This is a genomic window from Ktedonobacter racemifer DSM 44963 (assembly GCF_000178855.1).
Classification (GTDB): Bacteria; Chloroflexota; Ktedonobacteria; order Ktedonobacterales; family Ktedonobacteraceae; genus Ktedonobacter; species Ktedonobacter racemifer.
This window is the reverse complement of sequence record NZ_ADVG01000001.1, coordinates 1,779,486-1,796,042: the sequence shown is the minus strand read 5'-3', so window position 1 is coordinate 1,796,042 and position 16,557 is coordinate 1,779,486. Positions and strand designations below refer to the sequence as shown.

General features: G+C 53.9%; 8 protein-coding genes. 6 read left to right on the top strand and 2 right to left on the bottom strand.

Annotated features, from left to right (window positions below; translation table 11 throughout):
• Window positions 1–47: 47 nt before the first annotated feature.
• Complete coding sequence (locus tag KRAC_RS07845) at window positions 48–1,616, bottom strand: glycoside hydrolase family 3 protein (RefSeq protein ID WP_083814551.1); 1,569 nt, start codon at window positions 1,614–1,616, stop codon at window positions 48–50.
• A 492-nt stretch (window positions 1,617–2,108) separates the two neighbouring features.
• Between KRAC_RS07845 and KRAC_RS07840 the strand changes: the two genes are divergently transcribed.
• The 4 genes from KRAC_RS07840 (at window position 2,109) to KRAC_RS07825 (ending at window position 12,231) form a co-directional block, all read left to right on the top strand.
• Entirely contained in the window at window positions 2,109–7,367 is a 5,259-nt protein-coding gene (locus KRAC_RS07840; protein ID WP_007905860.1) for a HEAT repeat domain-containing protein, read from the top strand.
• An 81-nt stretch (window positions 7,368–7,448) separates the two neighbouring features.
• Window positions 7,449–9,464, top strand: coding sequence for a WD40 repeat domain-containing serine/threonine protein kinase (locus tag KRAC_RS07835; RefSeq protein WP_007905859.1), 2,016 nt, complete (start codon window positions 7,449–7,451; stop codon window positions 9,462–9,464).
• Between the two features lie 124 nt (window positions 9,465–9,588).
• On the top strand, window positions 9,589–10,086 hold the full coding sequence (locus tag KRAC_RS07830) for a pyridoxamine 5'-phosphate oxidase family protein (RefSeq protein ID WP_007905858.1): 498 nt from the start codon (window positions 9,589–9,591) through the stop codon (window positions 10,084–10,086).
• Window positions 10,087–10,518: 432 nt separating this feature from the next.
• Window positions 10,519–12,231: a sensor histidine kinase gene (locus KRAC_RS07825; RefSeq protein WP_211221255.1), complete on the top strand. Its 1,713-nt coding sequence runs from the start codon at window positions 10,519–10,521 to the stop codon at window positions 12,229–12,231.
• Window positions 12,232–12,252: 21 nt separating this feature from the next.
• Here KRAC_RS07825 and KRAC_RS61060 read toward each other — a convergent pair whose 3' ends face one another.
• Window positions 12,253–13,203 carry a heme NO-binding domain-containing protein gene (locus KRAC_RS61060; protein WP_007905856.1) on the bottom strand — a complete coding sequence of 317 codons (951 nt, stop codon included), beginning with the start codon at window positions 13,201–13,203 and terminating at the stop codon, window positions 12,253–12,255.
• Window positions 13,204–14,001: 798 nt separating this feature from the next.
• On the opposite strand from KRAC_RS61060, the gene KRAC_RS07815 reads away from it, so the two are divergent.
• Together KRAC_RS07815 and KRAC_RS61055 are read left to right on the top strand one after the other, a co-directional pair.
• Window positions 14,002–15,363, top strand: a complete 1,362-nt coding sequence (locus KRAC_RS07815; protein ID WP_007905855.1) for a PAS domain-containing protein — start codon at window positions 14,002–14,004, stop codon at window positions 15,361–15,363.
• Window positions 15,354–16,556: an ATP-binding protein gene (locus tag KRAC_RS61055; RefSeq protein WP_007905854.1), complete on the top strand. Its 1,203-nt coding sequence runs from the start codon at window positions 15,354–15,356 to the stop codon at window positions 16,554–16,556. The genes KRAC_RS07815 and KRAC_RS61055 overlap by 10 nt, the downstream gene beginning before the upstream one ends.
• The last annotated feature ends 1 nt before the right edge of the window (window position 16,557 follow it).

The window sequence follows — 16,557 nt, the reverse complement described above, 5'->3', positions numbered from 1 at the left end:
CAGCACGCCCCACACCCACTACCCAAATAAATTACATAAGAGGTCAGTTAGTTTTTGGGTAAGGCAAGAAGCCCCATATGATATTTCATGAGCAAAATACGGCGCACAGAGTCATCGATGTGCTGCTGGGTAATGGTGCCATCATGGAGGGCTTGCTTGATACCTTCAATCATGGAGGCGACCTGGCTGGCACTGGAGGCACCCATCAGCAGGTCGCAGCCTGCTGCGATGGCCAGAGCGGCCGCCTGAGACTGAGAGACGTAGTTCGTGATGCCTTTCATTGTCAGGCTATCTGTCATAATAACGCCCTTGAAGCCGAATTCATCACGGAGAATATTCTTGATGACCTTGGGTGAGAGCGTCGAAGGCTGGGTTGGATCGATAGCGTCGAGAATCTCATGGGTGACCATGATGGACTGGACCTTGTTTTGCTTGATCAAGGCGCGGTAGGGTGCCCAATCGACCTGTTCGAGCTCACTCTTCGAGGCAGTAATTTGCGGGATAGCAAAATGAGGATCAGTTGCCGAGCGGCCCAAGCCGGGGAAATGCTTGAGGGTGCCGACGACCTTTCCCCCTGCCTGCAAACCGTCTAAATAAGCGCCAGCCATCTGCGTCACCTGTTCTGGCGTGGTGCCAAAGGTTCGCTGGTCAATGTGCATTTCAGAATAGGGCAGTGTATCAACGTCGACGACTGGAGCTAGATTCATATTGATGCCATAGGAGAGCAGATCCTGGGCGTCCTGCTGGCCCGCTGCTTTGGCCTTGGCTGGATCATTGGAGGCCCCAATGGTGGCGGCGGAGGGTCGCATCCCATCAAGTTGGGCTAAGCGGTCGACATAGCCACCTTCCTGATCGATGGAGACGGCCATGGGGATGGTACTATTGCTCTGCATCTGCTGAATGAGCCCCTTGAGTTGGCCTTTATCGATGATGTTGCCATTGGCGTAGAAGATCAGTACCGCTCCTACTCCATACTGGCTTACCATCGTGCTAATGTCTGATGAGTAGGTCGCACCCGTAAATTGCACCAGCATCATTTGACCAATTTTTTGCTCAATCGTCATGTTATGTAGAATTGTGTCAATATACTGCTGAGGCGTAATGCTTACATGCTGCTGGTTTTTCTGATTGGCCTGTAATTGCTTATTAATAGTGTGGAGTAGGTCAGGGTTATTGGCGCTGACGGGACCTCCGAGCAGTGAGGCCCAGCCCTGGGGACCCGCAAACTGTGCTCCACCCAGGGAGAACGCATGAAAAAGCACGATCAGTAGCAAAGGGAGGAGGATGGCCACTTTGCGCCAGGAGAGTGTCCCGCCAGATGGAGAGGAGGGAAGGGACGATGTTTTGATGGTTTCCCGGGTCGCGAGTTGCGCTTTATGTTGTGCAGCGGCTACTTTGTCTTTAAAGCGCGAAAGCGCACCGGGGCTTGCTGGGCGAGGAACAACAGGGTAGACATGCGTGTCAATTTCATCTGGACCCGGTGTTTGGTGTGCACTAGCCTGAAAAGTAGGCTGCATCTGTGAATAGCCTTTGTTTCTTGTTGGTAATGCCATCCCAGGGGGGGCATGCTTGCGTGACGGCTGTCCCTCTAATGGCCGGGAGTTTATATGAGGCATAAACGGGCGAGCCCTTTCGCTAAAATCTTTTTCTTCGTAAATAGTGGTATATAATACTATAAATATGAGAAGCCCGAAAAAGGTTGCTCTATTATCTCTAACGCGCCTATGCGTCTGATGGTCTCAGCAACATAGAGGACTTGCCCTGTAGACGTCGATGTCCAGCATGCGAGTTTAGTGCCATCCCTGAGATGCGCGAGAGATTGCGAAAAGGTAGCTCTTTGTCCCCTATTATAAAGATCGCTTCAGGCGGATATTTGTAACACTCTTTTCATGATAACGCTGGTGACAACGTGTACGTTTGACAAACTCAGGAAGTGCGACCGGGAGATGCTCGCACTGATGATGATACCACATGGCTGAGCCTCCCCGGCGTGTTTTACCGTAATGGTCTACATGCGTGCTTGTTCAGAATCAAAAACTAGGCTATACTGTTTTTACCATATTGCTACGAAAGGTTTCTGGGTCACTATGCTACAGGAGCAACCATTCGTGCAGCCTCCTTTGCCACGTGGGAGTCGCGAAGCACGTAAGCTCTCCAAGACACGCACGCTACCACAGCGGATATTGAGGAGCCTGCTCTTCGCTTTTGGAGTGTTGCTGGGGGCGGGGCTGGTCATGGTCCTGGCCCTCTTGCTGCTCAATACCCAGCATCGTCCGGGGGGAGCCAGCATCTCCTCTGCGCTAACATTGCTTCTGCACGCGCCTATCTTGCTGATCTTGTTGTGCCTCCTGTTTATAGCGACCTTTGGTAGCACGCTCTTTGGAACGCGTTTATATGCGCTCTGGCGCTATGCCCGCGCCGTAGAGCAGGTCCAGAAACGCTTTCAACTCCTTTACACGCCTCTGGAGGCTATGGCCAACATCCGCCCAACGGCCGAGCAGAACCATCATGAAGTGACGGCCCCAACGATTGCGGTGCAGAGTGAACACGTCTCCATTCTCGACCTCTTAGAGCAGAGCTATGCCCATCAATTGATTCTTGGGGTTCCGGGGGCTGGAAAAACGATGGCGCTGCGCGTCTATCAATATCGCGCGCTGACTCACCCCTGGCGCCTCATCTTTCGCCGAGGCTATATTCCCGTATTTGTACCTATGAAGAACTATAGCCTCTATCTCAAGCGCTATAGCGAGGTTCCGCAAGAAACCTGGGTCAATAGCAATATTGGCCTGCTCAGCTTTTTACAGGAGAGCGATCTACCGGGCATGGAGCACCTGGCTCCGTACTTACGCCAGCTCGCGCAGCAGGGACGCCTCCTGCTGCTGTGTGATGGACTTAATGAGGTGGATAGTAATTACCTGACCTACGTGAGCCACGAAATGGCTGAGCTGATGCTGCACTCAAACAACCGCCTGGTGATGACGTGTCGCGAGATTGATTATCGTGAGCAGCCTGAGTTTATGCGCCTGGTCGCGCGCGGTCAGGCGGCCTGTGCCACTATTTATCCTTTGCAACCGGAGCAGATCCAGCAATTTATTGAGCGCTATATCGTCGTTCAGGATCAACCCTGGCGCCATACTGCGGGGCAGATCATGCAGGTGATTGATCGTAGCCGCTTGCGCTACCACTGCACCAATCCAATGATGCTCTTTACCCTTATGGAGATCATTGATCAGATAGGCGTCGAGCGTGGGAAGCAGATTGACACGCGTGGTCGTCTCCTGCGCGAATCGGTTGTGCAGCTTGTCGCGCGTGAGCGGCGTCAGGGGCGTTGGCAAGGGAGCGAACTGCGCGAACAACTGGTGATCCGCTTTTTGAGTGTGGTGGCCTGCGCGGCGCGCTGGGCCAATGATCGCAACGCGATTCAGCTCTCGGTTTCGAGCGCCAGTGGGCGCTGGCGCGAGGCTGAACTGGAGGCCTTCGCTGACGAGCTTATTATCTGGCTCAACGAAAATCCTGCTCAGGGTCCCTATCCAGATATCGAGGAGCCTGATGCGCTGGAGGAGATGCGCGACGACTTGCCGCAGCTCTTACAATTCGCGATGACCGCGGACCTGATAGATATCAGCCCCAACGGCGTGTTGAGCTTTCGGCATGAACTGATCGCTGAGTATTTTGTCGCCGAATACTTCCAGGCGGCTGAGCAGCAGACTACAAAGCCAGAGATCCGCGAGGAACTCCTGGAAAACGTTGGGCGCTGGAGCGAGCCAGTCGCGATCTGGGCGGGCTTGCTAGATGATCCCCTGGTGCTGGCCGAGCAGCTTGGCTCGCGTGGCCTAGAGAATCGTGTCCACCTACTCCAGGCTTTGTCCCTGGCTCTGGTGTGTGTTGGCGTACTCTGGACGCCACCCCAGGCCGATGCCAAGCGCCTGGTGATGCTCCCGCCAAGCGTTGAGGAGGCGCTCTCCATCGCGGTACGCAATCGGGCCGCGCGCGAAGAGTTGGCCCGTATCTTCACGCGTTGCGCTGAGGAGGGAGGGCAGGAGGTCTATCGCTCGCTCCTACCACTGATTATGGTGGCGGGTGTTGATGACCTGTTGCTGCTGCTCGATAAGGCTGTGGTCCCAGCCTTGCTGTTTTCTTTCCTGGAAGATGTGGTGGATGATGTGGCCTACGAGGCGCAGGTGAAGCATTTGACCCAGGTGCTGGGTCGCTTTGGAGCCGTTGTGGTCGATCACACGGTTGAACTCAGTCGCCCCCATGCTGAGCGGAGTACGCGTATGCGCGCCTCCGCGGTCAATATTCTGGGTGGCACCTATCATCCACGCGCTGTTGAGCCGCTGATTGAGCGGCTTCAGGATACTGATATCTTTGTGATGCGGCGTGCGACCAATGCTCTCTATCGCCTTGGGCCAGAGTTGACGCTTAAACGTTTGCTCCAGGTGGTGGAGCAACGCGATGCAACCGTCGCAACGGTCTACATGCATTTAGCGGCCCTGGCCATTTTAGAACGCTTTATGAGCGGCCAGGATATGCAACGGCGTGTGACGCATATGCAGTACCTGCGCATCGTGGAAGCGATTGTGCCGATGCTGACCTCCAATTATCAGCAGGAGCCACAGACGCAGCAGCGGGCACGCGATATACTCGTCCGGCAGGCTCTCCAGGAGGAGGGGGCCAGTTCACGCGATGATCGTGGCGAAAAGGTGATTGATGCTTTGCTCCTGTACCTTCCCTCGCAAAATGAGGTGGCGGTGGGGAATGTGGTCCAGGCCTTGCGCGCGATAGGCCCGCTGACAACACCGAAACTGCTGCCGTTCTTGCGCCAGCCCTCTGAGGAGGTGCGCTTGCGTGTGTTGGACGTCTTGAAGGAGACACGCGACCTGGAGGCGCTACCTGATGTGCTGCAACTGCTCGCGGAAGCGGGACCAACTATGGTCCGGCGTGTCTCAGAGACACTCTATGCCTATGCTCCTGACAGCATTCCAGGTTTATTGGAAAGTATTCTGCACGCTACGCGTGAGGATAGCGCCGAGCGTGCGGCAAGTATTTTGAAGCGGATCGGTGAACCCGCCCTCGCGCCGATGATTGAGGCCCTCTCTCCCATCGTTCCAGGACGGACACGTATCCTGGTGCAGGTCCTGGCTGATATGCATGCGACACAGGCTGTCACGCGCTTTATTGAACTGGTGCAAACTCCCCCTGATGAGCCGTTGCTGACCATTGCGCTGGTACGAGCCCTGGGCCAATTTCGCGAGCCGCGTGTCGTTGCTCCCCTTTTGCAGATGCTGACGAGTACGCATCCGCAAATTCTGGAAGAGGTGATTGAAGCCTTGAGCCAGCTAGGCGAGGTGGCGTTGCCCGCGCTGATCGACGCGCTTGATACGTCTCATTCATCTCAGCAGGTGCAGCGTGTACAGCGGGCGATCCTGGGTATGAACCCCTTCCCTGGTGAAGAGCTTATCGAGGCCCTTGCGCTCAGCAGCGATAGCCAGGCAAGTGCCTTGCTCACGATCTTTCGTATGCGCGCAGACAAATCGGCGGATGTGCTGGTGCAACACCTGCTCTATCCCGATCAACGCGTTCAGTCCTATCTCTATCAGGCACTGGAGGAGCTACCAGGCGTGGCGGTCGTACCTGCACTAATCAATGGCCTGGCCCAGCCAGTATTGCGTGAGCCTCTCTCTCCCCTGCTGCTCAAACACCCCGATGTCGCCATTGCGCGCCTGGTCGAATTGCTAGGAGCGGAAGAGCTGGGGGAGGTGGCGGCAGAGCTTTTACCGCGCTTTGGTCCCGGAATTTTGCGGCCCTTAGTGGAAGGTCTGGACGATAGGCGCCAGGTGACGTGTACACGGGCACAGAAGGTGATCGTGGCTCTTGTGCATCAACATGGCGATACACAGACAATGCTGACCGCGCTGGTCAAGCTCTTTGCCCTTATTCTTCCTGATCGTGTACGCGAGGTGCTTTTTTATGTATTGACCAATGAGCTTGCTGATATCAGCCTGCCTGCTTTATTGGAGGGGCTGGAAACTGCCCAGTTGCTCGAAGGGGTCGCGGAAGCTCTCAAACGCCTGGTCTACCTTCAGGAATACCGCGAGCATGTACTTGATAGCCTGGTTGAAGCACTCAAGGATAACGAGCGCCGGCGAGGGGCTATGCTTACTCTTGTGCAGATTGGCGCACCGGCCGTTCCCAAAATGGGCGAGCTGATTATCTCGCATGACGCGATGCTGGTGCGCGCCTCAAAGGAGGTCTTGCGTGACCTGGGCGTTATCGCTTTGCCTTTTATCATGAGTGCCTTGAGTGATTATACCTCGCTGGAGCGGCGTGAGGCGGCGCTTGAGGTCTTCAATACCATGTCTCCTCAGAATATCAAGGAGCAACTGGTGACGCAGCTTTCGCATGATGATCCCTCTGACATGGGAATGGCTGTCACCCTCTTGTTACAGCGCATCATGGGAGAGTCCGGCACTTTCGGTGATCGGGCCATGGTCGCTGATCTGGTTGCGCATATCCAGACCCATACGGAGGAGACAACGAACCTGCGTCTACTGGCTCTGCTCCTGTTGCTGGGTGAGCCATTGATCGTTACGCCACTGCTCCAGGCGCTGGATAGCGACCCACGCCAGAGCAAGCTTCTGACGACCCTCTTTTTATTGCTAGGGAGGTCCGCCCAGGATGAAGCACTCCAGGTGTTTAAGCGAGGAGAGACGGCGCTGGAGCTGCGCGAGGAACTGGCAGCGGTGCTTGGGATGAGTACGATGTCGGGTGTTATTCAGGAATATGCCCAGAGCACACATCTCTATGGCCCTGGCGCTTCTCGTCCTGGGATGCAGCAAATGGAGCGGCTCTCAGTGGCTTTACGCGCCCTGGGCGGTTTGCTCGCGGGTGGCCAGTGGGATGTGCCGCGTTTACGAGAGTTGCGCGAGCGCATACCCGAGGGCGCGCCAGAGCATGAACTCTTCAGCATACTCCTGGGAGTACGCTATGGTCCCCAGATTCAGCAGCTCAAGCGCGCTTTGCGGGATGAGCAAGAGACGCACGAAAAGCAATTGGTTCTGGTTATTCAACAGGCACAAGCCGAAAAGGAGCGTGCTGATAAGCTTGATAGTCAACTGGAGGAGTTAAAACAGGAGCATACTGAGCGTGAGGGTGATCTGGAACGTGGCAAACGCGAGCGACAGAAAATGCAGGGAAATATTACGCAGTTGACGCGTGAGAATGACTCACTGTCCGCGCGCCTGGAGCAGATGACACGCGAGCGCGATAACTTGCAGCGTGAGCGCGATTCGTTGAGTGGGCAACTGCGAGCATTTACGGGTGAACCCTCCTCATCTGCGGATACCAGGCGCTCAAAGAGGCGTTAACATGTTCTTGACCAAAACGAACAACCGTAGGCGAGCTGGCATACGCCGTTTTTCGACACTAGAAGGTACGAGTGGATATCGATGCTAATGGCTGGCGAGCGCTATGAGCGCATAGATCTCCTCTATCCGGGGAATATGAGCGAGGTCTGGCTTGCACGCGATATGCGTACGCACCAGGAGGTCGCGCTAAAAATCCTCAAGCCGGTCGTTGAGGATGATCAGCTCAATCACAAGGCCCAGGAGCGTTTTCAGCGCGAAATTAAGATCGCCAGGAGCCTGAAACATCAACATATTCTGCCCTTGCTCGATTCGGGATGGACGCACTATAATCAGCGTAAAGTACCCTTCCTCATCTCTCCCTATATGCCTGAGCGCTCATTGGCGTCTATGGCGAAGAAGCAAGCGCCATGGCAATACTGGACACTAGTGCAGACGGGAGACGCGATTCTGCAGGCAGCCCAGAGCCTCTGGTATTTGCATGCACGTCAGCCTGCGATTATTCATGGTGACGTCAAACCCGGGAATTTTCTTGTGCGTGCGGTGAGGGATGCCCAACCGACGCAGCGCTGCGTCGAACTCTTCCTCTTCGACTTTGGGATCGCGCATCTCAAAGATGTGTCCGTGGAGTATATTGAAGTAAGCGATGTGATTGGTACCTATCAGTATATGGCGCCTGAGCAGGTGAATCAGCGAGCGTATTGCGCTTCAGACCAATATTCGCTGGCGATCATGGCTTGCTGGATGCTGACAGGACGCTTTCCCATCAATGTGGGTACTAATCCCCTGGCACATGTCGTAGATCCTCCCCTGGCGCCCAGTCAGTTGAATGCTGAACGTATCTTCTCATCCGCGATTGACGCCGTCATCCTTCGCGCGCTCGCGAAGGATCCCGAGCAGCGCTTCCCCACAGTGCTGGCATTTGCCCAATCCTTACAACAGGCGATTGAGCAGCAGGCAAGCGAGGAGAAGACGGCGCGAACGATCAGCGTTGACCTGGCACTAGATGTGCTCCCCGAGGAGCGCTCGCGAGCGCCAGAAGCCGCTATGCATCCACGCTATACCCTTCCTCCCGAGCAGATGCAGTTCTCACTTGATCCCATCGATATCAGGGAAGGGCTGGTGCTTGACGAGCCAATCGCACCTGCGCCTGTCAAGGCCGCCACCACTTCTGGACGGCGCGAGATCTCTGGTCGCTTATATACCCCACTGGCGCTTCAGACCCTGGCGCATTTTGATCTTCCGGCACGCCTGCGTATGTTGAGCTGGCAACCTCAGGGGGAGATACTGGCCTGCGCACTCTATGGCGAGCCACCATGTATCTTGAGTCGTAATGGGCTGGTAGAGCATCTGCCACGTGTCTCGCAGGTGGAAGATACGCATGAACTCTGCTGGTCACCAGATGGACGCATCCTGGCGTTAAGCAAAGGGGGAGAGGTACGCTTCTGGGATCGTGTCGAGCAACGTCTGCTACCCCTGGTGATGCGTTTTCAGGCGCGTTCGATTGTGGCCTTCTCCTGGTCATCGACCTGGAATATGGCCCTCTGGATAGGTGAGCGGGTGGTCTTGTATGCTTTGCCCCTGCACCAGTTACATATCCCCCAACCACCACTGCCCGTTACCCTCTCACGCGAGGAAATGAGTGGGAGTGGAGTGCTTTGCTGGTCTCCCGACGGCAAACGCCTTGTAGCCGGGACACGCAGCGGACGCCTCATGTGCTGGCGAATCGGGCAACGCATTGAATCTCTCTATGACCATGAGGATGGAGAAATTGTACGAGGCATAAGCTGGGCGCCTGATAGCTCGTTCTACGCCGTGGCCTTTCGTGATAACCGTGTGGAGGGCTGGGAGCGTTCAGGGCAGCAACGGATTTTCCAGTGGAGCAACCTTCCAAGTCTGCCACGTATGGTGAGCATTGCCCCTGATGGGCGCGTTGCTGTCGTATTGAACTCACAGCGAACGCTTTTTGGTTTCCCCGGTGAACTGGCGCCTCTCTATACCCTGCCCGTGTCCTTTCAGGCCACCTGGTCGCCGACGCGTATCGAGCTTGCCGCTCTGGATGAGGGGAATGATACACGATTGACCATCTGGGGCGGATAGGCTAAGCAAGGGCATCGCTTTTTGTAACACGCCTCGTGAACTACGCGTGTCACTAACGTGAAGTGAATACGTTATGAACTTCTATTGCCTGGTAAGGTGCGATACGAGAAAGGAAGACCCTCATATGGCTAGCCACGAGAAAAAGAGCGATGTGAAGCTTCTAGCTGAGAAGATTAAAGATATACGTATTGCTATGATGACCACGCAGGAAGCGGATGGCACGTTGCGTAGTCGCCCTATGGCGACCCAGGATGTCGAGTTTGATGGTGATCTCTGGTTTTTCACGTCGTCGGATGCCCCCAAGGTAAGCGAGGTGTCGCAGCATCACCAGGTCAATATCAGCTACTCCAAGCCAGATGATAACCTCTTTGTCTCTGTCTCGGGTGTCGCGGGGCTAGTGCGCGATCATGACACAATCAAGCACTACTGGCGACCTTTCTACAAGGCCTGGTTTCCCCAGGGCCTGGATGATCCTACTCTCGCGCTGCTCAAGGTACATGTTGAGAGTGCGGAATACTGGGATGTGCCCTCAGGGAAGATGACTCTGCTCTATAGGTTAACGAAAAAGGCGGCAGGCGCATGGGAAGATATCGGAGAGGATGTAAAGCTCGATATGCGCTAGCATGAGGCAAGGCGTATACAATGAGCCTTCGCGTGGAGGGGTGTGCGTGGAACATGGGCCAGATCCCATGTTCCACGCACACCCCTTAATGGTATTCTCTGCGCAGAAAGTGGTAGAAATGAGAAGAGGGCGTGGGTGTAGAGATGATGAGTTAAATAACGAAGGAGAATTTGCGAAAATCGCGGAATAAGTATATACTAGATGTATAGAATACTCTATAATGGGCATGCGTGCAGAAAATTGCCTTGCAAGAAATATGCAACATGAGCCTTTGAGTATAAGATTACTCTTTAGCAAGAGCAGATACGGCTCTTTCGTTTTTATTTGGGTCGTTTGTTGGCAGGGCGGGAGTCGGTGCCGGGCTATTTTTACTGGTCTCTGGCAACGACGACTCCACTGAGATCAGGACGTGGCGTTCTTTGACAGGTGGTTGTGGTGTTTATAACTCTCTTCTTGAAGACACTCTTTACGGCCTCGCCTTCCCTCCTGTTTGGTGGGTTAGTGCTTGTGCAGTATGGGATTGTGATTGCGGTAATATGCCTGTTTGTGCTCTATGTTCGCCGAATGCGCCTGCACGCGGACCAGGTACAGCGGCGCCTGGATGCTCTCCTGGAAGTGTCTCCTGAGGCAATTTCTGTCTATGATAGCACGGGGAGACTGGTACAGTGTAATCGTGCCACGCGTGCTCTATTGCGCTCAAGTCAGTTTGAGCATACTCCAGACGAAGCGTGTGATGAGTCAGATCCGCAGGTGACCGATTTTTCCCAGACCTACCATCCTCTGAGTCGTGCTTTAAGCGGTGAGGCCGTGGCTGACTACGAGGTACGTCTCCTGGATGGGCGCCGGCGCGGACAGGTGCTTTCAGTGGCTGGTATACCTATCTCTCAATGTGATGGGAAGATTGAAGGCGCTGTACTGATCGCACAGGATATCTCGGCCTTTCAGGCACTGCGGCGCGAGGCTGTGGCACAGGCGAAAAAGTGCCAGGCCTTGCTCAATGCTGTCACAGATGCTGCCTATGTATTGGATTGCGAAGGGCATATTATTCAGACGAATATGAGTGCACGCCTGGCTCTCCTGAAAATGGAGGGAGGAGCGTTGAGTAGCGCCTCGCTGGTAATGCCGAGCCTTGAGTGCCAGATCTTAGATCCTCAAGGTGGGTCTCTCTGGCCCGACGCCTTGCCTTTAAAACGGGTACTGCGGGGCGAGGAACTGGTGGATGAGCAAAAAGTTGAGATCCAGGTGCATGCGCATGGCGTGCCAGATCTCTGGCTCAGTGTGAGTGGTGTGCCCATTATTGGCGATGAAGGGTATACCTGTGGCGCGATTCTCATCGTGCGCGATATTACGCAAGAACGCTCGCCAGGGTTGCAGGTTGAGTCGTCTTCGCAAATGATCCAGCCAGGTCAGCCACCTCTGGACCAGTTCCTGAGTATTGTGAGCCATGAGTTGCGTACTCCCCTGACAACGATCAGTATGAGTCTGCAATATTCACGCTTACTGTTAAGCAACACGACGCAAACATTATTAGCCGATGATCCCTTGCGTGAGAAGCTCCAGGAAATTCACCACTTGTTGGGGAGGGCCGAGCGGCAAGTTGGAGTCCAGAACCGCATCATTAACGACTTGTTCGAGCTTTCTTCTATCCAATCTAGCCGCTTTCTTTTACAGCCAGTGGCATGTGAACTACAATCAACACTCTCTCTGCTGGTGAGCGACTATCAATCCTCTCATCCCGAGCGTGTCATCACGTTTGTTCCGCCGGTTTCTGCTCAGCCGATACCGACAGAGATTGATGTGGAACGGATCACGCAGGTGCTCAATAACTACATGAACAACGCGTGTAAGTATACGCCTCCAGTGACACCAATCGAGGTCTCTGTGGAGGTTGTACAGGAGGAGGCGCGTGTCCTGGTACGAGACGAGGGGCCGGGGCTAACCGCTGAGGAGCAAGAGCAGGTATGGAAATTGTTTTATCGCGTCCCAGGTGTTGAGGCCAACGAGGGGGCAAGCAAGGGGGCAGGGCTGGGCCTGTATATTTGCCAGGTGATCGTTGAGCAACATCAGGGGCGGGTTGGTGTTGAGAGTACCCCTGGTGTTGGCTCAATTTTCTGGTTTACCTTGCCGCTGAAGCGAGAGGCGTGACCTTTTCTGAAAACGTTTGCCCTACCTGCTCTGAGTTGTTGAGGAGTGGCCTCCGGCGCGTGTCCTGGAGATCCGGGGTTGTGGACCGGTGGCGGAGTGATACCCCTTGGAGTGCGCAGGGGTTGCCTGTGTCGAGGTGGGAGCGCGCCAGTAGCGTCGATGCATGGGGATCTCGCCAGGCTGATTTGCTGTACTTGCCACCAGGCCCACAAACTGCAGATGATTGATGGCCTCTTGCAGGGCGCTCAGGCGGGGCGCGCTCAACCCAAGGAGGGGGAGCTGGCGTTGCAGGTGCTGCTGAAGCTCGCCTAGCTCGATTCCATCGTGATCGGGGAGCACTTTGAGCACGACTTCGGCCAGCTGCTGTTTTTCGCGCCTCCTGGTAATTTGTTCTGGTGTCTCCTGCGTGTTTGCCTGGTACCTCGGGCGGAAACGAAGCTCAAAGCGACAGACGGGCGCCCCCTGTTTCATACACGTGGTTTCAATAATGCTGACATGTTCGTGAAAGCGCTCGGCTGCGCCCTCGATGGCTCCATGTAGCAATGGACAGAGCTGACGTGGACTATCATAGATGAGCGCAAACTCATTAGGGTGCGCGCCGGCCTCATAGCCAAAGAGCGGAGGTGTTAGCCCTTCGGGGATGCGTCGCATCTGTGCGTGTGCGGTGCGCATGACCAGGAGCAGGTCCTTTCCGCTATGGACACGCGTGAGGAGATAGGCACAGAGATGGTTGGTGAGACCATTCAAAATGAAGTAGCGGCCGTATTCGCGCAAGATGACCTGGGCAGAGAGTCCGGTCAATTCGCAGGCGGCAGCCACGCCCGCTAAGAGATGGGTATCTTCATAGACCTTACTGGCGAGGGGCGCATTAGCACTTGTTTCGCCAATCGCTTCTCTATAAGCTTTGAGGAGTGAGTTGCCAAAGCGGTCCACCAGATACTTCTCCCACGTAACAAAAACCAATCCATGCATGAGTACACCCTTCCAATAGTACAAAGCTAATGCTCTTTAAAAATGAGCTGGCTAACTATGAGCATGCTCGTTTTCAGATGTAATCTTTAAAAAGCATCAACTATCCAGAACGCCTACTCTCTTTGCTTATATCCATGCTTCCTGCATGCGAAATGCGAAATGTGAAATGCTATATAGTCAGCAGGTTGAGTACACAACCTACCTATTTTCTGCCTGTCCTGAGATCCGTCTGATACAGATTGCTGCTGATGACGTCATATGTTGCCTTCCTCCTGGCTGTGTATGCCAATATGCCGATTTAGAATCGTCTCCAGCCTGTGCTTACGCCCTACCTGATAAAGCCTGCTTGCCCAGAATGTTTTTCTTCGCCTCTGTCGTAAATTTCTTCATCAGTATAACATGTCTGTAATTGAAATAGATATATTGCCGTGATTAGGTGAATAACTTGTAATAAATTAATGTAGTCTTTATATATATATTTACATATTTTTAATTATCTTGTATAAGAAGAAGAGAAAAAGAAGAATTAACCTGGTAAAAGCCACTTCTGTCTAGGAGTTTTGTCTTATACCGATGCCTGGGAGGTGAACCAGGGGAAGTCGCGAGAAGTGCAGGCGCGAAAGTTTTTGTTGCATGCTACATGTGTCCATCCTTTGTTCAAAGGATCTAGTTGCTTGCCCTAAATAAAAAAGGTCTGTTATACTTTTAGAGAATTGCTAAACAACCTATGCTTTTGCCTTTTTTGTTCTGCGATTCGTGACAAAAATACTATAGTCTCTGGCCGGAGGTTGCTATTTTATGTTAGAGAATGTGGTTCCTAAAACTACCGCTGATGGTCATGTCAACACCATCGGAACCAAATCACACGGCTCATTGGATGCCGATATCATCATTAAAAATGCGCCAGACCCGGTCTTTGTCGCGGATCTGGATGGCAAGATTCTGCTGGCGAACGACGCCATCTACGAACTATTAGGCTTTCGCACCGATGAGGTCTTGGAGCAGTCGCTCTCGCGTTTTATCAACCAGGAGGAGACGCGCGAGTTCACCGCTGCATTGCGCGAAGTCATTGAGCGTGGTGTCACGCGTAATGTACGCCTCAATCCTCTGAGTGCCTCGGGCGAGATCATCTCGACCAGCTTGAATGCCTCGGCCTTGCGCGACGCAGATGGGAAAGTCATCGGTGCGATTGGTATCCTGCGCGATATGCGCGAACTGGAGCAGGCGCGTGTATATGCCGACAACCTGATCAAGAATGCGCCAGACCCGGTCTTTGTCTCGGATCTGGAGGGCAAAATTTTAACCGCTAATGACGCGGTATATGAGCTATTGGGGTTCCGCACCGACGAGGTGCTGGAGCAGTCGCTCTCACGTTTTATAAGTGCGGAGGAGACGCGTGAATTTACCGCTGCATTGCGCGAAGTTATTGAGCGTGGTGTGATACGTAACACGCGCCTCAATCCCCTGAGTGCCTCAGGCGAGGTTATCCCGACCAGCTTGAATGCCTCGGCCTTACGCGATGCAGATGGGAAAGTCATCGGCGCGATTGGTATCCTGCGTGATATGCGCGAACTGGATAAGGCCCTGGCCTATTCTGACAGCTTGATTAAGAACGCTCCGGACCCGATCTTTGTCTCGGATCCGGAAGGTAAGATTCAAAAGGCCAACGATGCTGTGTATGAGCTACTGGGTTTCCGCCCGGATGAGGTGCTGGAGCAGTCGCTCTCACGCTTTATAAGTGCGGAGGAGACGCGCGAATTTACCGCCGCCTTACGCGAAGTCATTGAGCGCGGCGTGACGCGTAATGCGCGCTTAAATCCCCGCAGTGCCTCCAATGAAGTCATCCCAACGACTCTAAATGCCTCTGCTCTGCGTGATACAGATGGGAATGTTATCGGCGCAATTGGTATCCTGCGCGATATGCGTGCCTATGAAAAGGTCTTGTTTGACTTACAGGAGTCTAAAGCCGAACTGCAAGAGAAAATCCTGGACCTGGAGAAGTTTGAGGAAGTGGTCGTTGGTCGCGAACTGAAGATGATCGCACTGGAGAAAGAGATAGAGAACTTGAAGCGCGAAGTAGAGGATCTGCGTCGGGGGCAGGTCGTCAAGCGCGAGCATGATAGCAGAGATAGTCGTAGTCAGGGGGGACGATGGACCTAGCACGGCGGCATGCTATGGACTATACCAACAAAACCGCAAGTTACCGAGAGCAAGAGGCTGAAGTTGAACAACTCAGAGCCGAACTCGCGCAACTTCGTAAAGAGCATGAGTGTGTGCTTCAGGAAAAGCAGATGCTGGAGATGCGGGTGCAGAGAAGCGAGGAGCGCCGCCGTGCTTTTGTGCATATTCTCAGTGATGTCAACACCCTCAATCGCAAGCTTGTGGATCAACGCAAGGCCATGATTCATATCCTTGCCGACTATGAGCAGGACCGTCGCCGCATGGTCAAGCAGACCGAGCGACTGGATAACTCACGTCGGGCGCTCCTGCATATTCTTCAGGATTCGCATCAATCAAACTTGCGCCTGGAGAATAGCCGCAAAGCCATGATTCACATCATGAACGACTTGAAAGTAACGACGGAAGCCGTCCAGCATAGTGAGCAGGAGCTACGCGCGAAGCAAGAGCAACTGGTGCAGGCTGGAAAACTGGCAACGCTGGGTGAGCTGACGACCGGGGTCGCGCATGAACTGAATAACCCTTTGAATAATATTGGCCTCTTCGTCGGCAATGCGATTGATCTCATCGAACTGGGCATGGCCGATACCGAGCCTGGACGCATTTTGCAAGAGCTATCGAATGCGATGCAGCAGGTGCGTAAGGCCACTGAGATTATCTCGCACCTGCGTACCTTTGGCCGGGCCGCTTCTGTAAGTCGCGAGACGATCAATGTGACTCAGGTCATCCAGCGCTCCATCTCGCTTATGGGCGAGCAGCTACGTCTGCGCCTGATCGAGGTAAAGATGCAATTCCCCGAGGAAGATATATTTGTGATGGGGAATGCTATTCAGATGGAGCAGGTCTTCATCAATCTCCTGACAAATGCTCGTGATGCCCTGACCAGCGCTCCAACGAAGATTATCTCTATTGAATGCATCAGGCGCGATGAGATGATCGAGATCAGCGTGGCTGATACAGGTCCTGGTATTCCCATTGAACTGGAGCAGCGTATCTTTGATCCTTTCTTTACCACCAAGGAAGTTGGCGCTGGAACGGGTTTAGGTTTGTCGATCACGTATGGTATTATAAAAGAACATAACGGAGCGATTACCGTACAGAGCCGTCTCGGAGAGGGGGCACGTTTTCTGATCCAGCTTCCACTTAAGCCTGATGACAATCCTGAAGAGGTGTAGT